Source organism: Exiguobacterium artemiae 255-15, from assembly GCF_000019905.1.
Lineage (GTDB): Bacteria > Bacillota > Bacilli > Exiguobacteriales > Exiguobacteriaceae > Exiguobacterium_A > Exiguobacterium_A artemiae.
Genome location: NC_010556.1, coordinates 388,368 through 409,050, shown reverse-complemented (window position 1 = coordinate 409,050; position 20,683 = coordinate 388,368). Strand labels below are relative to the sequence as shown.

17 protein-coding genes are annotated in these 20,683 nt (G+C 50.1%); 4 read left to right on the top strand and 13 right to left on the bottom strand.

The features are described from left to right. Position 1 precedes the first annotated feature (1 nt). From EXIG_RS02150 to EXIG_RS02135, 4 genes are all read left to right on the top strand, one after another. Positions 2–1,000, top strand: a complete 999-nt coding sequence (locus EXIG_RS02150; protein ID WP_012369292.1) for an alpha-ketoacid dehydrogenase subunit beta — start codon at positions 2–4, stop codon at positions 998–1,000. Between the two features lie 12 nt (positions 1,001–1,012). Beyond that, the gene (locus tag EXIG_RS02145; RefSeq protein ID WP_012369291.1) at positions 1,013–2,227 is read left to right on the top strand and encodes a dihydrolipoamide acetyltransferase family protein; all 1,215 of its coding nucleotides are present in this window, start codon (positions 1,013–1,015) and stop codon (positions 2,225–2,227) included. Then, positions 2,228–3,628 carry a dihydrolipoyl dehydrogenase family protein gene (locus EXIG_RS02140; protein WP_012369290.1) on the top strand — a complete coding sequence of 467 codons (1,401 nt, stop codon included), beginning with the start codon at positions 2,228–2,230 and terminating at the stop codon, positions 3,626–3,628. Positions 3,629–3,705: 77 nt separating this feature from the next. Next, positions 3,706–4,227, top strand: coding sequence for a methylated-DNA--[protein]-cysteine S-methyltransferase (locus EXIG_RS02135; RefSeq protein WP_012369289.1), 522 nt, complete (start codon positions 3,706–3,708; stop codon positions 4,225–4,227). Positions 4,228–4,655: 428 nt separating this feature from the next. On the opposite strand, the gene EXIG_RS02130 is transcribed toward EXIG_RS02135, so the two are convergent. From EXIG_RS02130 to EXIG_RS02070, 13 genes are all read right to left on the bottom strand, one after another. After that, complete coding sequence (locus EXIG_RS02130; RefSeq protein WP_012369288.1) at positions 4,656–5,675, bottom strand: aldose epimerase family protein; 1,020 nt, start codon at positions 5,673–5,675, stop codon at positions 4,656–4,658. After that, positions 5,672–7,171: a UDP-glucose--hexose-1-phosphate uridylyltransferase gene (locus tag EXIG_RS02125; protein WP_012369287.1), complete on the bottom strand. Its 1,500-nt coding sequence runs from the start codon at positions 7,169–7,171 to the stop codon at positions 5,672–5,674. Before EXIG_RS02125 ends, EXIG_RS02130 begins: the two co-directional genes overlap by 4 nt. A gap of 20 nt (positions 7,172–7,191) precedes the next feature. Beyond that, positions 7,192–8,190: a UDP-glucose 4-epimerase GalE gene (gene galE / locus EXIG_RS02120; protein WP_012369286.1), complete on the bottom strand. Its 999-nt coding sequence runs from the start codon at positions 8,188–8,190 to the stop codon at positions 7,192–7,194. Further along, positions 8,191–9,363 carry a galactokinase gene (locus tag EXIG_RS02115; protein ID WP_012369285.1) on the bottom strand — a complete coding sequence of 391 codons (1,173 nt, stop codon included), beginning with the start codon at positions 9,361–9,363 and terminating at the stop codon, positions 8,191–8,193. Then, a complete protein-coding gene (locus EXIG_RS02110) occupies positions 9,360–11,492 on the bottom strand; it encodes an alpha-galactosidase (protein WP_012369284.1) in 2,133 nt (710 codons plus the stop codon). Before EXIG_RS02110 ends, EXIG_RS02115 begins: the two co-directional genes overlap by 4 nt. A gap of 14 nt (positions 11,493–11,506) precedes the next feature. Continuing rightward, the gene (locus EXIG_RS02105; RefSeq protein ID WP_012369283.1) at positions 11,507–13,501 is read right to left on the bottom strand and encodes a beta-galactosidase; all 1,995 of its coding nucleotides are present in this window, start codon (positions 13,499–13,501) and stop codon (positions 11,507–11,509) included. Positions 13,502–13,526: 25 nt separating this feature from the next. Continuing rightward, positions 13,527–14,312, bottom strand: coding sequence for a carbohydrate ABC transporter permease (locus EXIG_RS02100; protein ID WP_012369282.1), 786 nt, complete (start codon positions 14,310–14,312; stop codon positions 13,527–13,529). 13 nt (positions 14,313–14,325) lie between these two features. Next, positions 14,326–15,291, bottom strand: a complete 966-nt coding sequence (locus EXIG_RS02095) for a carbohydrate ABC transporter permease (RefSeq protein WP_012369281.1) — start codon at positions 15,289–15,291, stop codon at positions 14,326–14,328. Between the two features lie 75 nt (positions 15,292–15,366). Beyond that, positions 15,367–16,677 (bottom strand): ABC transporter substrate-binding protein, encoded by a 1,311-nt coding sequence (locus EXIG_RS02090; protein ID WP_012369280.1) that lies wholly within the window; start codon positions 16,675–16,677, stop codon positions 15,367–15,369. 50 nt (positions 16,678–16,727) lie between these two features. Further along, positions 16,728–17,189: a hypothetical protein gene (locus tag EXIG_RS02085; RefSeq protein ID WP_012369279.1), complete on the bottom strand. Its 462-nt coding sequence runs from the start codon at positions 17,187–17,189 to the stop codon at positions 16,728–16,730. Between the two features lie 235 nt (positions 17,190–17,424). Then, positions 17,425–18,573 carry an ROK family transcriptional regulator gene (locus tag EXIG_RS02080; RefSeq protein ID WP_233494599.1) on the bottom strand — a complete coding sequence of 383 codons (1,149 nt, stop codon included), beginning with the start codon at positions 18,571–18,573 and terminating at the stop codon, positions 17,425–17,427. Between the two features lie 145 nt (positions 18,574–18,718). Further along, positions 18,719–19,423, bottom strand: a complete 705-nt coding sequence (locus EXIG_RS02075) for a hypothetical protein (RefSeq protein ID WP_012369277.1) — start codon at positions 19,421–19,423, stop codon at positions 18,719–18,721. A 336-nt stretch (positions 19,424–19,759) separates the two neighbouring features. Beyond that, entirely contained in the window at positions 19,760–20,611 is an 852-nt protein-coding gene (locus EXIG_RS02070) for an MBL fold metallo-hydrolase (RefSeq protein ID WP_012369276.1), read from the bottom strand. Between the last annotated feature and the right edge of the window lie 72 nt (positions 20,612–20,683).

The following is a 20,683-nucleotide window of genomic DNA, read 5'->3' as shown; positions in this document are numbered from 1 at the left end:
CATGGCGACACCTATCAATCGGCAAACAGAGATGACGCTTGTCCAGGCTGTCACCGATGCTTTACGGACAAAACTGACGGACGATGAGACGACGCTTGTACTCGGAGAAGATGTCGGAAAAAACGGCGGTGTCTTCCGGGCAACGGACGGTTTGCAGGAAGAGTTCGGGGAAGACCGGATCATCGATACGCCGCTTAGTGAAGCCGGCATCGTCGGAACATCGATCGGTCTCGCGGTCAACGGATTTAAGCCGATTGTCGAAATCCAATTTCTCGGTTTTATCTATCCTGCTTACGAACAGATCATGACCCACGTCTCACGGATCCGGATGCGGACAATGGGACGTTACGGTGTACCGATGGTCATCCGTGCACCTTATGGAGCCGGCATTCGGGCACCGGAAATCCATTCCGACAGTACGGAAGCGCTGTTTACTTCGATGCCCGGCCTGAAAGTCGTCTGCCCTTCGACGCCGTATGATGCGAAAGGATTATTGATTGCCGCCATTGAAGATCCGGACCCGGTCCTGTTCCTCGAGTCGATGCGGAGTTACCGGGCCTTTAAGGAGCCGGTTCCGAGTGAAGCGTATACGATTGAAATCGGTAAAGCCAACTGCATCACCGAAGGGCAGGACGTGACCCTGATTGCCTGGGGAGCAATGGTTCAAGTCGCACAAAAAGCCGCGACGGAAGCCGCGACCCGTGGTATCTCCTGTGAAGTGATTGATTTACGGACCCTTTATCCGCTGGATCGTGAAACGATTTCAGCATCGGTCCAAAAAACCGGCCGGGCTGTGATCATTCATGAAGCCCAGGCAACGGGTGGTCTTGGAAATGATCTGCTTGCGCTGATCAACGATACTTCGTTCTTATATTTACGGGCACCAGTTGCCCGCGTCACCGGGTTCGACGTTCCTGTTCCATTATTCGCCCTGGAGGACCATTACATCCCGACGCCGACGCGTGTGCTTGAAGCGATCCAGCGTACGGTCGATTTTTAAGGAGTGAATGTGATGATTGAAGTAAAGCTGCATGACGTCGGTGAAGGGATGACGGAAGGTGAAATCGCGAACTATCTGGTCCGGGTCGGGGATCGTGTCACAATTGATCAGCCTGTCGTCGAAGTGTCGACCGATAAAATGGTCGCTGAATTACCGGCACCGGTTTCCGGTGTCGTTACGGACCTCATCATCCCTGTCGGTCAAACCGTCTCGGTCGGTACGGTCCTATTATTGATTGAAGCCCTTGAAACAGAAACGGCCGTAACTGCGGAACAACCGATCCAGCAGACGACGGAACAAATCAAAGTCCGGCCGCCTGTTGTCACACCGGCTGTTCCGTCAAATAATCGGCGTGTCTTGGCTACACCGTACACGCGTAAAATCGCACGTGAACATGGAATTGATTTGGAACAAGTTCCGCCTTCCGATCCGTCAGGTCGTGTGACAGAGGAAGATGTCCGGCGGTTCCTTGATGCCGATACTTCCGTCGAGAAAACCGATGTCGTCGAACAGACAAGTACACTTTCCGCTAACCCGGTCGAAACGATTCCGTTCCGAGGCATCCGGAAGCAGATCGCTAAAAAAATGACACAGTCGCTCTTTACGATTCCGCATGTCACGCATTTCGAAGAAGTCGATATGACCCGCCTGCTCGCCTTACGCGAAGAATTAAAGACGGCCGGTAAACCGATCAGCGTCAACGCCTTTTTCATTAAAGCCTTGATCTTCGCACTGCAAGACTTCCCGGTCTTTAACGCTAAACTTGATGAGGCCAACGAACAGATCATTCTCGAGCAACAGTTTCATATCGGCGTCGCAACCGAGACGGCGGATGGACTGATTGTGCCGGTCGTCCGTGACGCTGACAAATTGACGATGCAACAGTTGCACACGCGTGTCGCAGAACTGTCGGCCCGTGCCAAGACAGGCGATTTACGCGCTGCAGACCTGAAACCAAGCACGTTCACGATGAGTAATGTCGGTCCCCTCGGAAGTACGGGAGCGACGCCAATCATCAACTATCCGGAAACTGCTTTGATTGCCTTCCATAAAACAAAAAAACGGGTCTGTGTTGACGACCACGATCAAATCGTCATCCGTTCGATGATGAATCTCTCGATGTCCTTTGATCACCGCGTCGCCGACGGCGCAACGGCCGTTGCTTTTACGAACCGGTTCGCCGGATTGATCGAACACCCCACTACTTTATTGATGGAGCTGATTTAAATGGTCGTAGGTGAACTGACGCAAGAACGTGATTTAGTGATTCTTGGCGGTGGTCCAGCCGGTTACACCGCTGCGATCCGTGCCAGTCAATTGGGTCGAACCGTCACTTTGATTGAACAGGCACAAATCGGCGGACTTTGTTTGAACAAAGGATGTATTCCGTCTAAAGTCGTTGCTCATGCCGCAGAAGTCAAACTGCAAACGAAACATATGACTGCTCTCGGCTTCTCGTTTCATCCGACACATGATTTCAGTCAATTGGTCGAGTACCGGGAACGGACCATCCGTCAATTACGAACCGGAGTCGAAGCGCTCTGTCAGGCCAACGCAATTGAAGTCGTTCACGGAACGGCTTCCTTCTTGGCGGATGACCGGATCGGTGTCGAGCTCGGGCATCAGTTTGATACGTACCGGTTTAACGATGTCGTGATTGCGACCGGCAGTCACAGCATCAAGCAAGATGCCCCTTCCGTACTGAATGCCGAACAGTTATATCAATTGACCGAGTTACCCGAACGTCTCGTCATCATCGGACAGGACTATATCGCGATCGAAGCCGCCATGAGTTTTCAAGCCCTCGGGACGTCAGTCACACTGATTGCAGATGCATTCGATTTTGATCCGAGTCTCGACAAAGAGTTGCGGCGTCTCTTTAAAAAACAAAAAATCCAGTTGGTCACCGGTACCGTCACGGCAATCGAAGCTCAGGAGGACGTGACCGTGACTGTTGTCAAACAGGGGCAGGAAACGACCTGGTCCGCTCCTTTCCTGTTTCACTCGTTACCCCGGGTTCCGCATACATTGGAGCTTGGGCTTGAACGAATCGGTGTGACGTTAGCAGAAGACGGAACGATTCCCGTCGATCCATTCGGACAGACGAACCGTCCTCACATTTATGCCATCGGCGATGTGACACCCGGTCCCGCTATTGCAACACGTGCCATCCACGAGGCAAAACGGACCGCTGAACATCTGAGCGGACAGTCGGCTGATACGACGGTTCCCTATTATCCGACCATCATCCGCTCCCTTCCGCCCATTGTCTCGATCGGCTTGACGGAACAAACGGCGACAGACGCCGGTCATTCGTTCCGGACCGCGCAGTTCGCACTTAACGCCAATGGAGCGACGACCATCGAAGGAGGTAGCGGATTCATCAAAGTGATTTCCGATGCGACGACCAGTCTCATCCTCGGTATTCATATGATCGGCGAAGGTGCGATCGAATTGGCCGGTGTCTTTGCTCAGACGCTTGAACTGCATGCGAAAGAAGAAGACGTCCGCTTCCCGGTCATGCCGCATCCAAGTCGAAACGAAGCCTTTACGGAAGCTATCGAAGCCTTGCTCGGACAGGCAATTCATTTACCGCCTCGTCAGCAGGATGTCTTAGCGAAGTCGTAAGTTGCAACCGGACCGTTCCTTTTCCTAGGTAACGGCCGGTTTGTTGTTTGGATTTTTAGTGCGAAGGAGGTTAGACGATGGAAGTCTACTTTACACGGTTGAACTGGAACGACACATCCTTTCCCATTGCGGCATCGGAAACCGGACTCTGTTATGTCGGTGCGTTAAATGAACCGTCGGACTTATTTGACGACTGGATCCGAAAGCATTTACCCCGGGCTGAACTGATTGAGCATCCACGTATCATGCAACCATACCAGGAACAACTTCTTGAATACTTAAACGGGGTACGGACCCGGTTTTCCCTCCCGCTGCATTTGATCGGTACACCCTTTCAATTGGAAGTCTGGCAGGCTTTATGTCAGGTTCCGTACGGTGTGACGGTGACGTACTCCGATATCGCTAAGCAGATCTATCGACCGGGTGCGACGCGTGCTGTCGGAACAGCCATCAGTAAAAATCGTGTCCTAATTGTCGTTCCCTGCCACCGCATCGTCGGCAAAAAAGGCGACTTAACCGGTTACTGGGGCGGTCTGAACATGAAACGTCAGCTGTTGGAGATCGAACAGGTCTCGTCCTCGAAACTCCCTTTCCTGTGATTGAAGAATATCGGGAAACACTTGGTTCATACACAAAAAGGGACTGACTCAAAAGTCACTCTCTATAAAAATCAGGGTGGCGGAATGATAGTCCGCCACCCTGATTCCGTAAAAAAAAAGAATCACTCGCCTTCACGCGACTCCTATAGAAAAAAGCGCAAACTGGCCGGTGTCTCACCTGAGGAAAAGGCGTGAAAGAAACAGTGTTTGTTCGCTCGAAATCGCTTCCTAGGGAAAAACAAGCAGGAGCGACCCAGCAGCAAAGCGATGCGGCGCGATGCTTGTCCCAGGAAAACGATTCGAAGCGAACAAAAAAGCGGTTCTTCTCGATCAAGAGAAAAACCGCTACTTTGTCTTCAGTCTGAGGCGCCGGATTTTACTCCGACGCCTCTGCTATGAAAAAAGATAATCCCGGGTATCCCGTTGGTTCAATCGTTATTTACACCAAACCGGTAAGTCATTTCCCAGTGGTAGATCTGATTTGGTTTAACCAAAATATCCGGGAAACTAGGTTCATTCACTGCATTCGGATGAACCTGCGTTTCAAGACACAGTCCGAGTGAAGGACGGGAACGGACACCGCGGATTTCATAATCCGTCTCGAGTTGCGTCCCCGTATAGAGAATGACGACGGGTTGATTGGTTGTCACTTCAAGAGACCGGCCACTTGCCGGGTCTTCCAACCGAATCGGCTGTCCCGAGAGCAGAAACGGATGATCGTACCCATGTCCAGCTGCGACCGTTTCCGGATGATCGGACTCCGCACCATTGCGGATCGAACGTCCGGAACGAAAATCAAGGGGAGTCCCCGTCACGTCCCGCAACTCACCGGTTGGCAGTAAATCCGCTCCGACAGGCAAGTACATCTCACTTGGGATCGTCAATTGATGGTCGAGGATATCCCGTTGTAAGTTCCCCGACAAATTCCAGTACGTATGATTCGTCAGATTCAACGGTGTCGTCTGATCCGTCGTCGCGTGCATCGTCAGCGTCAATTCGAGACCGTCCAGCTGATAGATGGCATCGAGCGTGACGTTCCCGGGGTACCCTTCCGTTCCGTCCGGACTGACCAACCGGAGGTGAAGCCGGTCCGTTGCGGCTTCGACGATGTCAAAAAGTGTTTGATCAAATCCTTTGATGCCTCCGTGCAGATGATGCCTGCCATCATTTGCTGCCAGTGGATAGACGGTTCCTTCCACTTCCATTTGCGCTTGTCCGATACGCCCGGCGACCCGGCCGACGATGGCCCCGAAATATGGAGAATGGTCCCGGTACTCCTTTAATGTGTCAAAACCCAGAACGACACTCTCGATCCGGCCATCCCGATCCGCAACACGAATGTCATTGATGATACCGCCATAATTCCAAATCTCGACTTCGATTCCCGGTTGCGTCAGCGTGTGACGAATGAGATCCGTCTCCCGGATCAATGCTGTCTGTTTCGTCATCGCCGATCACCTGCCACTTGGCGGCTGACCTTTTCAAGAAAGCGGTCAAGTCCCGCCTGCCCGTCCGGCGTCTGTTTAAAGACACCACAATCTTCGAGTCCGCGGACAAATTTTGCTGCGACCGCTTGGCGGACATAGTCCGTCACGTCTTGTCCGGTGTAGGCCGCCTTCAATTCCGTTGCCCATTCTTGATGCGAAGGAGCTGTCGAATCAGCCGTCCCTACGATAAACTGTTCGACTTGCTCAAGTTCACTTAACAGACGGGCCGGCAACACCGCGAGACCCATTACTTCAATCAAACCGATGTTTTCGCGTTTGATATGGTGAATGTCGGCATGCGTATGGAAGATGCCGTCCGGATGTTTTTCCGATGTTCGGTTGTTGCGCAAGACGAGATCAAGTTCAAACCGTTCGCCGCGCATCCGGGCAATCGGTGTCACCGTATTGTGGCGGACACCATCCGTCGCTGCGAGAATCTGATGATCGGTATCTTCGTACGTCAACCAGGTCTGATAGACCTCGTCCGCCGCATCGAGTAGTGCGTCAGCATCGGTACTGCTCAACCGAACGACCGTCAACGGCCAATGTAATGTTTCACCGGCCACATCCGGATGATCCGGTAGGACGAACTCTTGGAGCGTCTTCGCCCGGTCCATCGCAAATTCATACCGTCCGCCCTGATAATGATCATGCGTCAAAATCGATCCGCCGACGATCGGCAGGTCCGCATTGGATCCGGCAAAATAATGCGGGAACTGGGCGACGAATTCAAGCAACCGCGCAAAGGCTTGACGGTTAATGACCATGTCCCGGTGCTCCTGCGACAAGATGATGCTGTGTTCGTTGTAATAAACGTACGGCGAGTATTGTAACGCCCAAGATTCGCCACTGAGTGTCAGCGGTACAATCCGGTGATTCGCACGGGCCGGATGATTACTCCGTCCGGCATAGCCGACGTTTTCAACACACAAGAGGCAGGTCGGGTACGTTGATTCAACGATTTCTGTCTGGGCCGCCGCAATTTCACGGGGATCTTTTTCCGGTTTTGATAAATTGATCGTAATATCGATTTCCCCGTAGACCGTATCCGCCTGATACTGAATATTTTTAGCGATCCGTTTTGTTTGGATGTAATTATTCGCTTGACTGAGCTGATAAAAATAGTCAGTCGCCTGTTGCGGATGTTCCGCGTACAGCTGATGGAAAGTCGAAGTGATCTGAGACGGGCGATCGACGAACACATCCATCAATTCTGCCGCTAACCGTTCTTTTTCGTCCAGACGTGGTGCCAGCTTCCCGGCCGTGATCTGTTGTTCAATCATCTCTTCCAAAAGATCAGGAATCGGACGCGTTCCGACGGTTCCCGGATCCACGTATGCAGCTTCCCCGAGCAAGGATAAGAGACGGTTTCTTGCGTAGACCGTATCTTCCGGTTCGATCAACCGTTGACGGACCGCCTGCTCTGTTAATTGTTTGATGAGTTCATTCATCGCCATTCACTCTCCTAACTCTCTCTTTACCGTACAGGTGTTTTGTAGCCTTGCGGACGCTGTTCATGCCAACGCCATGCATCTTGAATGATGGTGTCGATTTCTGTCCGGCGCGGTGTCCAGCCGAGAACCTTTTTCGCTTTATCAGATCCCGCAATCAATGTACTCGGGTCTCCGGCGCGTCGTGCGACAACCTGTTCCGGAATCGCATGTCCCGTTACACGGCGTGCCGCTTCAATGATTTCCCGGACTGAAAAGCCGCGGCTTGAACCGAGATTAAAGACGTCACTCGTGTTGCCTTGTTTTAAATATTCCAGTGCCAACAGGTGGGCATCGATTAAATCCTCGACATGGATATAGTCACGGATACACGTGCTATCTTCCGTCGCATAATCATCGCCGTAAATCGAAATCACCGGCCGCTGCCCGTTGGCGACTTCGAGGACAAGCGGAACCAGGTGGGTTTCCGGTGTATGATCTTCTCCGATTTCACCCGTTGCGCGTGCTCCGGCAACATTAAAGTAGCGGAGCGCGACATAGTTCAGACCATATGCCGTTTCACACCAACGCATCATCTTCTCCATCATCAGCTTCGTTTCACCGTAAGCATTCGTCGGATTCGTCGTGGCCGTCTCAAGAATCGGCATCTGTTCCTGTTCACCGTATGTCGCAGCTGTCGACGAGAAGACGATTTGCTTCACGTCATGTGCCATCATGGCTTCGAGCAACACTTGTGTGCCGTAGACATTGTTATCAAAATAAGCGAGCGGGTGCTCCATCGATTCGCCGACTAACGAAAAGGCCGCAAAATGTACGACCTGATCGATTGTTTCCTTCTCAAACACCGTGTCAAGGAAAGCACGATCCCGAATATCCCCTTCGTAAAAACGGGCTTTCGGATGAACCGCTTCCCGGTGTCCCGATTTTAAATGATCGATGACAACAACATCTTGTCCGGCATCGACCAGTTGATAGACTGCGTGTGATCCTATATATCCTGCTCCACCTACTACGAGTACTGCCATTTAGATAACCTCCTGTTCGACTTCTCGTGCTCCATCGCCAACGGTTGCCGTATAAAACGATGCCGGATAACCGATTTCGGTCTCATACGCGTGTCCGACTGCCGTCATGAATGTTTCCACTGTGTCGTCTTCAACGATTGCAATCGCGCAGCCGCCAAAACCGGCACCTGTCATCCGGGCACCGAGAACTCCCGGTTGCGCCCAAGCGGCTTCGACCAATGTATCGAGTTCTTTCCCCGTTACTTCATAATCGACCCGTAACGAACGGTGGGAAGCGTTCATCAGTTGACCAAATGCTTCGAGCCGGTCTTCTTTGAGTGCATCCAGTGCCTGCAATGTCCGTTCATTCTCAGAAATCGCATGCCGGGCCCGTCGTTCCAATCGTTCGTCCTCAAACGAAACCGTTTCGAATTCATTCATCGACCATTGGCCGAGTGAGGCATACGGACGGTACTGTTGCAGATAAGCGAGCGCCGCTTCGCATTCCGAGCGGCGTTCATTGTATTTTGAATCGGCCAGTTCACGGCGTTTGTTCGTATTCATGATGATGATCGTATAACCGGATAAATCAAGCGGTGCATACGTATAGTCAAGTGTCTCACAATCCAGTAACAGACCGGATCCCGCTTTGCCCATCCCGATGGCAAATTGGTCCATGATGCCGCTGTTGACGCCGATGTACTGGTTTTCGACCTGTTGACCGTATTTAACGAGGTCAATCCGATCGATATCCAGATTGTACAGTTTATCGAGTAAGACACCGATGACGAGTTCGAGTGACGCGGACGAAGATAATCCGGCACCATTCGGGATATCACCTTTAATTAAAATGTCGCACCCTGTATCAATCCGGTAACCGGCTTCCCGTAAGACATGAATCATTCCTTTGGCATAGTTGGCCCAGCCATGGGCAGATTGAGGCGTCAAGTCATCACCTGCGACTTCAATGATCCCGTCATCTTCAAAATTCAGCGAATAAAACCGAAAGACCACATCGTCCCGTTTTCGGGCGACCGCATGGGTGCCGAGCGTCAAGGCACACGGAAAGACATGACCACCGTTATAATCTGTATGTTCTCCGATCAAGTTAATCCGGCCCGGTGCAAAAAAACGGTGGGTCGACGATTGACCGAATTGTTGTTCGAAAATCTGTTCTAATGTCTGGTCTGTCATACGATCGGCTCCTTTGACTCTGATGTAGGTATGCTGCGATGAACCGGTTGGATCCGCAGGCAACGTGCTTCATAATCGTTCGTGTAGTTCCAGGTCAGACCTTGTTGCATCAAGTAAGCACCACTCAGTTGACGATCTTCAACCTGATAGAGTGTGGTTTCCTCAAGGCCGGCTAACCGGAAATGGTAGTGACCGATTCCGTGTTTACGCATCGGGGCGACCGCCAGAATCACCGTTTGATCGTTTGAAGTATATTGCATGAGGGAAGCCGCCACGCGGTCCGCCTTCAACCGGTACTGACGACCGAATTGAACGGTTTCCCGAATCGTCTTGTACGTCGCAATCCATTCAGCTGCTTCCGCCAATTCTTCCGTTGTCCATTCGCTTAAGTTACCGCCGATGCCGAGTGTTCCCTGCATCGAAGACACGAAGCGTGTTGCAAGCGGTAAGTTCCGACCGTTGAGCCAGTTCGGACCATCCGTCACCCAGCAACTCATCATCTTCGCATTGTAGGCAAAGGAGAAATCGTGTTGGATCGTCAAGCGATCCAGTGGATCCGTATTGTCACTCGTCCAGACTTGTTCCGTCCGTTTGAGAATTCCGAGATCAATCCGTCCGCCGCCTCCGGCACACGCTTCAAAATCAACTTCCGGATGACAGACGCGCAATCTGTCAAAAATCCGGTACAGCGCATCGACATGCCGCTTCCATAATTCCTGTTGTTCTGCCGGTGTCGCACCCGGGAGAGCCGGTTCCGAAAATGCACGGTTCATATCCCATTTGATGTAATCAATGGCGTGGGTTGCGAGCAGTTCATCCATCATCCGGAATACGAATTGTTCCACTTCCGGCAAGCCGATATTCAAGACAAACTGATTGCGTGATGTCGTCCGACGGGCACCCGGACTGTGATAAATCCAGTCAGGATGGGTCCGGTATAAATTTGAATCCGGATTAACCATCTCCGGTTCGACCCAAAGTCCAAATGACATGTTTTGTTGTTTCACATAATCAATCAACGGCGTTAATCCGTTCGGAAACTTCTCCGGATTGACGACCCAGTCGCCAAGACCGGCCTGGTCGGAGTTCCGTTCACCGAACCAGCCGTCATCGACGACAAACAGTTCACAGCCGATGGCAGCGGCTTGATCCACCAGTGTTCGTTGACCGTGTTCCGTCACGTCAAAATAGGTCGCTTCCCAGGAGTTATAGAGCACCGGCCGAACCTTGTTCCGGTCCGATTCCGGCATGATGACGTCCCGCTGGAAATCGTGGGCGCGGGCACTCATCCCGGCAAAGCCGTCTGGCGCGTATCCGATATAAAATTCCGGTGTCGTAAGATGCTGACCGGCTTCAAGTCGCCAGCTGAAATCAAACTCATTCATCCCGCCCGATAGCTGGACGAATCCGAAGGCATCCTGCTCGAAGTGCATCGACCAGTTGCCGGAATAAGCGAAATGTCCGTAAATGACTTCGCCGGCTGATTCCGTTGCGCCGTGTTCCAAAGCGAACCACGGATTCGCCTGGTGACTCGTCACACCCCGTCGGCTGTCAATTGTCTTACGTCCCGATGTCAGCGGTGTGACTTGTTTTTGGAATTCACCGGTCCATGTTCCCGCGAAGTGGTGTAAGTTCAAGTCCGGTCGTTGTAAAATCCCCATCGCAAACGATTGGGCCGTCGTCAACCGGACGGATTGTGTTCCTGTGTTTTCAATCACGAGTGATCGCCCGATCATATCGTACGTTTCGTACAGGTCGTATTTGATACCGACCCGGAGTTCCTGTAACGAATCAAACAACCATAAGATCAATCCATTGCCGGATTGTTCGGCGCGTTCAAAAACGAACTGACTGATTCGTTGCCCGTCCTCCCGTTCTGATTTTAAAGTCGGTTCTGTGTAGACCATCTCACCAAATGGAATGAAGTCATAGACCGCAACCCCGTCCGGCGATTCAAATGAGCTGTGTGCCAGGACCGGATTCGGTAAGGCTTCATAGTCGGATGGGTACGGCAGACGCGCTCCAAAATACGTATGCAACACTTTGCCGTGCTGTCCGATTGTCACGACATGCGCGACGTGTTGTCCTTCGAGGACGAAACGCTGATTCGGCAGTTCAAGAATGGCCATGGTCGTTCTCCTCCTTACGTTGTCAGAATCAGCGTCTCGAGTGGGGCGAGCGTCACTGTTCCACTATATGTCTCGTTCGTATTCAACTCTTGATAGGCAGCATCGAGCACAACGTCCCGGCTTGCTTTCGTATCGTGATTCATCAGGAAGAGGAAATCACGTGTCTCACCATGACGGCGTACAATCTCGACTTGATCCGGTGCTTCAAACGTTTGAACACCGGCATCGAGAAACGCTTGACGGTAAATCGTATCGATCATCGCATCGTCAATCGATGCGCCGATATAGGTAATCATTCCTTTGTATTCGTTGCGTGTCACGGCAGCGACGCCGTCATAAAACGTATCGCGGTAGACAGCAAGCGGTTCGGCTGTCGTCGGTGTAATCAAATCACACCAGAGACGGGCCGGTGAGCCTTGTCCCGCGAATTTTCCGATCCCTTCCACCCGGTTTTCCTGCACGGCTTGCAACGATTCGTACTCATCGATTTCAATCCCGGCATACGTTGCGAACTGACCAGGCAACGTCAGTGGCAGGACATTGTTGTGCGGATCCTTGACGCCGGTCCGGTACGTGAAGATGACGTGTCCGCCCTGCTCCATGTAATCGATTAACGCTTGATCGAATGTCGGATTCGTCAGGAAGTACAGCGGAACGATGATTAATTTATATTGATCCAGTTTGTCTCCCGGGAAGACGATATCCGTCGACGCTTGACGCCGGACGGCACCACCGTAGAAACGGACGAACTCGGTCCGGAAATCAAACGCATCACTGTGCGGCTGATGGGTCCAGGCCCAGACGTTTTCTTGATCGAAATACACGCCGACTTCCGCCCGATAGCTACTCGCGTTAATCTCGTCACCAAACGTGTTCAGTTCGGTCATGATTTGTTTGACTTCGTTGAATTTACGCTTCGGTTTTCCGTCGTGATCGATGATCCCATGACAAAACTCTTCCGTTCCGAACAACGCCGCCCGGAAACGGAAATAGACGATCGCTTCGGCACCGCGCGCGACAGCCTGATACGTCCACAACCGGATATGTCCCGGGCGCGGCAAGTAACCGATTTTGCTCCAGCCTTGCGCTCCGCTGAGCTGCTCCATCACCCAAAAACCTTTCCCTTGTTTTGAGGAGCGGCAAAGGTCATGATCGCTCGCCATCTTCTCGAAACGGTTCGGTTCCGGCAAACCGCCCCAGACCGGATAGTTATCAAAGGCGACATAATCAAGATCCTGTGCCATCTGCTGCTGATTGACGGCCATGTCGCTGTACACGAGGTTATGGGTAATGAAGGCCTCCGGATGGATGTGTTCCCGGAGCGCATCGACTTGCAGTTTGTTGTAATGGTTGTAACCGTCGGCACAGAAACGGTCGAAGTCGACAAGTAACGATGGATTGTGTTCCTGATAGACTTTCCGCGGCACCGGGATTTGCTCCCATGCCGTATAGATTTGACTCCAGAAGACGGTTCCCCATGTTTCATTTAACGCATCGAGCGTGCCGTAACGGTTTTTGAGCCAGACCTGGAAAGCAGCCCGGTCGACATCGCTGTAGGAACGGTCTGATTTCTCATGACCGTATTCGTTGTCCGTCTGCCAACCAATGACACGCGAGTGTTTTCCATAGCGTTTCGCCATTTCTGTCGTGATGGCAACGGAAAAACGTTGGTACGTTTCGCTGTGAACCGTATAATGGCGACGGGCTCCGAAACTGATTGTCACGCCGTGCTCGTCTGCCGGAAGAATCTCCGGATACTTGTGACACATCCAGGCCGGTGGTGTTGCCGTCGGTGTCCCGAGGACGATGTCAAAACCGGCGGCACTCAAGCGTTCGATGATATCGTCCCAAAACCGGAAATCGTAAACTCCTTCTTCCGGCTCCATCATCGTCCAGGCAAATTCCGCCAACCGAACGACGTTGACACCAAGTTCTTTCATCAATCGGAAGTCTTCCTCCCATAACGCACGTGGAGTTTGTTCCGGGTAATAATCGACGCCTAAATACATTGTGCTCCCCCTGACTCAAAACAAATTATTTTACTGCACCTGCCGTCATTCCTTTTTGGAAGAAACGTTGGAAGAAGATATAGAAGACCATTGTCGGTAAACTGATTAATACGAGTGACGCATAGATTTTCCCCGGATCACCGCCGAGCGCATCTTTGAAGAAGCTTGGTGCCATCGTGACCGTTTGATAAGCCGGATCCGTCATGAACGTCAAGACCATCAAATACTCATTCCACGAGTTGAGGAAAGCATAGATTAACGCTGTTGCCAGTGCCGGTTTCGCAAGCGGCAACATGACTTTAAAGAAGACTTCCAGAATCGTCGCGCCGTCAATGTACGCGGCTTCCATTAACTCATTTGGCAGCTCGTCAAAATATCCTTTAATCAGCATCAGACCGAACGGCAGGAAGAACGCGACTTCCGCCCCGATCAAGCCCCAGTGGTTATTCAGACCGTCAAACGACCGTAATGTGAAGAACAATGGAACGATCATGGAAGCGACCGGTAACATCAGACCGGCAAGTACCATGTTGAACAACAGACGTTTTCCGGCGAATTCGAGTTTTGAGAACGCGAATGCGGCAAACGCAAGAATCGTGATCGAAATGATGATCATGAAGAAAGCGACAAAGAAACTGTTAAAGACGAATGTCGGGAAATTCGGGTTTTGCAGCGTTGCGATATAGTTTTCAAATCCGTTGACACGTAAGCTTTCCTTGAACATGACGAAGATCGGGAACAGCCATACGATCGAAGCGAGCATCAGGACAAGGTTGATGACCCAACGACTTCTTTTAGATTCTACATTCATGGGACGTTCCTCCTTAGTTATCCATTTTCTTTTGCACACGTAACTGGAAGTACGTGATCAGTAAAGCGATTGTCAGCAGGATGATGGCAACGGCACTTGAAAAACCGACTTCTTGTTGCAGCATCGATTTACGGAACAGGTACGTCGAGATGAATTCCGTTGAAGAACCGGGTCCGCCGGCTGTCGTGATCCAGACTAAATCAAACGTCTTCAGACCACCGATGACTCCGAGAATTGATAACGTAAATGTCGTTCCTTTTAAGTTCGGGAAGACGATGCTCCAAAGCGTCCGGAAGAATCCGGCTCCGTCGATTTTAGCAGCTTCAAAGATTTCTTTTTCAATCGTCAGCATCGCCATGTAGTACATGACCATCGATGAACCTGTCCACTGGAAGATGTTGATGGCGATGACCGAATAAAGCGCGATATCCGGGTCGCCGAGCCAGTTTTGCTCCAGGCTGCCGAGACCGATTGCACGGAGAAACTCATTGATGTATCCGAACTGGAAGTCGTAGATTTGTGAGAACGCGGCTCCAAGAACAACCGGACTCAGGACAACCGGGAAGAAGAAGACCGATTTCATCGCCGTCCGCAACGGTCCCTGTGTGTGCAGGAAGTACGCGAGAACCAAACCGATGAAAGCTTGAATCGTAACCGTCAAGATCGTGAAGATGAATGTATTTTTAAGCGAGAGGTAGAAATCCGGATCACGGAACATTTCCGCGTAGTTTTCAAACCCGACGAAGACTTTATCAAACGAAATGCCGTCCCACGAGAAGAACGAGTTATAGGCGTTATAGAAAATGCCGTAATAGATAAACGCGACGACAAACAGGACGATGGGACCTACGAAGGCCCAACCGACCATGTTTTGCTTCATTTTGCCTTTTTTCTTCTGTTTCGGAACGTTCGGACGTGGTGCTGCTTTCAGCGTTTCCGCTTTCGGTTTGATCGGCAATTCTTGTTGCTCTGTCTGCATAACGATTTCCCCACTTTCTTGATCTTTAAAAATCAGGAAGTGGCACGCTAGGCGCACCACTTCACTGTATCGTTCTTATTTTTTCGATTGATCGGCTGCATCCTGAACACGTTGGAGTGCTTCTTTCGGATTTTGACCCGTCGCGATGTTTTGAAGTTCCTTACCGAGGATATCGTTCAGTTTTGTATCACGGATACCACGGCTTGCTACAGCTTTAGAAAGTGTTTCGTTAAGCATTTTGTACGACTCTTTTTCCCCTTCAGATGTGAAGGCTGCATCTGAATCAATTTTGACATCCTTGATTCCCGGTGCCATTTCGAACTCGCCCATGTAAACTTCTTGTCCTTTACCTTGGCTCATGAAGGCAACGAATTCAGCTGCACCTTCTTGTTGTTTTGATTCTTTGTTGACGGCAAGCGCCATATCGATGGAAGCGATGATCGGCTGTTCTGTTCCGCCTGCAAGGTTTGGAAGTGGTGTGAAGCCAAGCTCGTCTTTGATTTTCCATTTGTCTTTTTTCTCAGCTGTCGTCATCGAGTGGGCTTCCCACGAACCGATGACCCACATCGCTGCTTTTTTATCGAAGAATTGGTTCATCCCGTCATTGTATGTCGCAAGTCCGAGTGCCCCTTCTTGGAAGACTTTCTTTTCAAACAGATCTTGCCAGATTTGCGCTGTCTTGACCATCTCGTCGTCTGTCCATTTCGCTTCGCCAGATAAGACCTTTTGGATGTAACCAGGTGCTACCTGGTGGCTTAATACGTTGTAGACATCAATGTCGATCCAAGCATCTTTTGCACCGAGCATCAATGGAATGACTTTATCGCCGGACGCTTTGATTTTCTTGACAGCGTCGACTGTTTCTTTGTAGTTTTTCGGTGGTGTTACGCCGTATTTATCAAGCATCGTTTTGTTGTACATCAAGTAGGCTTGCCCCGTAAATCCGATTGGAACTGCATATTGTTTGCCGTCAATCGTCGTTTGATCAATTCCGAGCTCAACGAATTTATCTTTCCATCCTTTGCCGGCTGCTTTATCCATGTAAGAATCGACCGGTACGACACGGTCTTTGTATTGTTGAATCATTGGTTCTTTTAAGCCGATGATGTCTGGTCCCTTACCAGATAACATCGCGACTTGAAGTTGCTTTTCGTAATCTTCACTGTACCGTTTGAATTCGACGACGTATTTGTCCTGTGATTTGTTGAAGGCATCGACGACTTCCTTACCGGCTTCAGGCTGAGGTGCCCAACCCCACCAGGAAATGATTGTTTTGCCGTCTTTGGTTGTGGCTTGTTTTTCATCTTCGCCGCCACAAGCAGCGAGAAGTGCCGATAATGTCAGAACTGATGCGGCTGCAAGTACTTTGGTTTTTTTGAATTTCATGTGAGTGATCCCCTTTTGTATGTGAGTGGTCAAGCGTACTTTCTAAGCTGTTACCCTTCAAGCTGTGCGTGTTGACACCATTGTTCGATGACTTCCATGCCAATCGGCATCCGTTGGAGTTGAATCAAGACCCGTGCAATCAGTCGTAGACGATAGTCGAGCGTGTCCACTTCCGGTGTCACGAACAGATAAAATTCTCCACCGAGCGTCAAACAACCGGCTGTGCGCATATGTTGCATCAACACCCGTAACTCGATGTATCCGTTCTCATTTTTTCGAAGATGAAGTTCTGAAGACCGAATCGTCAGTACCCCTTGTACGGACGACATTCGAAATTGAAAGACTCCATCTTGTCGTGGCCGAACGAGAACGCCGTCCTGATCTGCAGACCGCTTATCTCCCGGCTGTTGTTCCGTCATATCTCCTGTCAAACGGTTCACGTAAAAGCCACGGATTGCTCCGTAACGCCCGAAAGCTTCACGGTAGGAAACCCATAAATCCTCTGTTTCCATCTGCGCGACGCCCCCTTCTTTCTGTTTCAGCTTAACCGGTCCCTGCCGGTCTGCATCCACCTCCACTAGTTGATGAAAACTTAGTAAATTAAATTTATTATCTAACTTTAAGAAAACTATAGCACATCCTGTTTTGTTTTGTAAACGGTTTCAAAAAATATTTTTTTCGGCATTTATTCCCATCAAAAAAGCTTGTTGAATCCGGTAAATAACACCGTCATCCAACAAGCTGATTTTAAATCGTTTGAAAAATACTGTTTGTCGCGAGTGCTGCTGCACTGAGTGCCCCTTGTTTTTCACTCCAAGGAACCATCTTGACGTCGGTTTCACGTGAAGCGGTCGTCAAAGCCGTGTGCTCGACCCGTTCTTTAATTTGATCGACAATGGATGGTGCCAGTTCGAACATCGGGCCCCCGAGTAAAATACGTTTCGGATTGATCAGATGAATCGTATTCAGGACACCGATTCCGATATACTCGCCCGCCCTGTGATATGCCGCCGTCGCATGCGGATCCTGGTCCGTCAAGCGTCGCCGGAGTTCCGTTAACGTCTTGACTTGCGGATCAACAGCTTCAAAATCACGTAATAACGCTTTCTCACCGGCTAATGCTTCAAGGCAGCCACGGTTACCGCAGGAACAGATTGGTCCGTCCAAATCAAGCCGCATATGTCCGACCTCACCGGTAATATGATTTTCGCCGTCAATCAGTTTCCCGTCAAGGACATATGCTCCCCCAATTCCTTCTCCGGCATACAAATAGAAAAATTGGTCGACCCCGACGCCTTCTCCGAATAACAATTCAAACGAAGCGAGTGCCCGGACATCATTTTCAATGAACACCGGATACGCAAAACGCTGTTCCAAATGTTCTTTTAAGGCGACATCATGGAGGTGAAAACGGGGAGCAAACAGAATGACCCCGGTCTCCGGATTAACCATCCCGTGAACGGATATACCGATTCCATGAATCGTTCCGACCTGATCGGTTGCGTCAATCAATTGTTGACACAATTGAACGACAGCTTCCATTAATTCTTCATTCGTATCAAATTTCCCCATCGTTTCCACTTCGTGAATCGTATTCCCGCTTAAATCCGCGATGACGCCGATAAAACGGTGACTGGTTGCATCGATCCCGATGACGTATTGTTCTTTCGCCACGAGTTCGAGTAAAATCGGTTTCCGTCCTCCGTTTGAGACACCGAGTTCACGCTCCATCACGAGTTGATCCGCAATCAATTCTCCGACGATATTCGAAACGGTCGGTTTCGTCAATTTTGTCTGTTGTGCCAGTTCCACCCGTGAAATCGGTTGATGCATCCGAATCAAACGTAATACAAGTGCCCGATTGTAGGAACGCATCCACTTTGAATTTCGTGGCATCTCTTTCACCATGTTCGTCCCGCATCCCTTCCCTTTTTGTCTCTATTCCTATTCTCGCATATTTTGTAAGGGATTTCATGATTAGCTAAAGATTCGTCCCTTTTAACTTTTCTCAGAAAAAATCCCCGGTATCCTCATGGGAAAATTAAGCTTCATCGTATGGCTGCTCAATGACAAGGATCCGGCTTCCATCCGGATTTTCTGTCAGTTCCATTTCGATAATGGCTTTACCGACCAATAAGACAATCGGCAGATTCGAATCCGTTTTCCGGAAAAATCCGACCCGTCCCTGATACGTATCCATATAGTCTGCAAATAAAAAGGTACCGTTAATATGAATCTCATCCTGATTCGGATTAAACTCAAGATGAGGAACCTCAAACCGGGCTTCTCCATTCAAATACAACAATGGTTTTTTCCCGATCACTTCGCTTGATTCCCGCCGCATCTCAATTGCTCCTTCCGTCTCATAGTACAATCGATCGGTTCCTCTCGTCGCAATGACAATCGGATTTCCCTGATATAAAACGATTTCTAAAATTTCATCTGCTTGTTCCACGTAGTAACCTGTTGCATCCGCTGTCGCAAAACCTATCGTATAGAGTTGCATCCAGGCGACGATATCCGGTACTTCGACCGGTTTTAAAAAGAGCGCGGATACGAGATGCGCCCCTTCAGAAGTCATCACAAGATTGACATAAATATCTGCCAACTGTATCGTCCGTACTTGGGTCGAAGGATACAATTCATCATAGTTTGATACCAATACCGCTTCGTAATAGTCATCCATCTCTCGTAGTTCAAGTGGTGGCATTCGACGATCAAAGTCGGCAATCTGGATGCGTTTCATTGTTGAAGTGCCTCCTTTTAAGTGAGTTTTCTTTGTGCCCTCAGTTAAGGATTACCCAATATCTGGTTCGCTTGCACTCCCCTAAAACGAAAAAAATCACCCTGAGCTACAGGGTGATCAGTCATTTCACAAAAAATTGATACAGCAGGTATAAGGCAAAGCCAATCACTACAAGGATCGTGAAAATGTTAGTTGTTCCAAAAAATACACGATTGGCCGTTTCATTCCGATCTTCAGGCTTACGATCCATTGCGAGAACCCCTTTGCTAAAATCCGTTTTTTCCATCTTATACTTAAGGAATTCTCGAATGAACGGTTCAGCACCTGCTGTTTTAATTATTTTTTCGCACCATTCGCAAAAAATACGAGTGTTTCTTCTTCGTCTGTCGTCAAGTCCCGTCCGACCAGATCACGATACAGCCGGCGCATCTCCGATACATGTCCTTCTGCTTGTTTTGTCACTTCGATGATTTGGCGTAAGACGTGTACCTCTTGCTCAAACGCGTCTTTCGCCATCGCTTCGCCGTGAGACCAGACATAATAATCCGCCTCGTATTCAGCAATCGTATCTAACAGCCGCGTTGTTTGATTGACTGTATAATTCCACTTGTCGGAGAAAATATCCGCATACATGGCATCTCCTAAAAATAAAACCCGTTCTTCCGGAATATAGACAAGAGCACTCCCTGGTGAGTGGTCATTCTCGACTTGTCGTAACAGACACGTCACGCCCCCGAGGTCGATTGCAAGTTCTCCCGTGAAACGAATCGTCGGCAAGATGACTTCAATCTCCCGGTCCTTCCCGAACTCCAGTTTGATCGCATCCGCACAAAACGGAATTTCAATGCCTTGACGAATCCGTTCCTCGAGCGCCTCATCCGTCCATTCGTAGTCCAGCATTTTCTGAATTTCTTCGACTGTCCGGTGCGTCGCAATCGTCGGTACCGCCATCTGTTTTATACCGAAAATATGATCCCAGTGCCAATGCGTCAATGCGACGAGATCCGGACGTCCGAGCCCCTGATTCTTCATCTCCTCTAAAAAGAGTGTCGCGTGCTGACTTGAGTTTCCGGCATCAATTACAAGACTCCGGTCGTCGCCCGTAATGACGGCAACGATCGGCCGATCCGTTTCACTGACCGGCGTTTGATACCAGATCCGGTCCGTTAATTGTTTAAACTGTTGCATTTCCATCGCCTCCTGTTTGTAGTATAACGAAAAAGTCCATCCGGATGATTTCCGAATGGACCAGTCGAATCG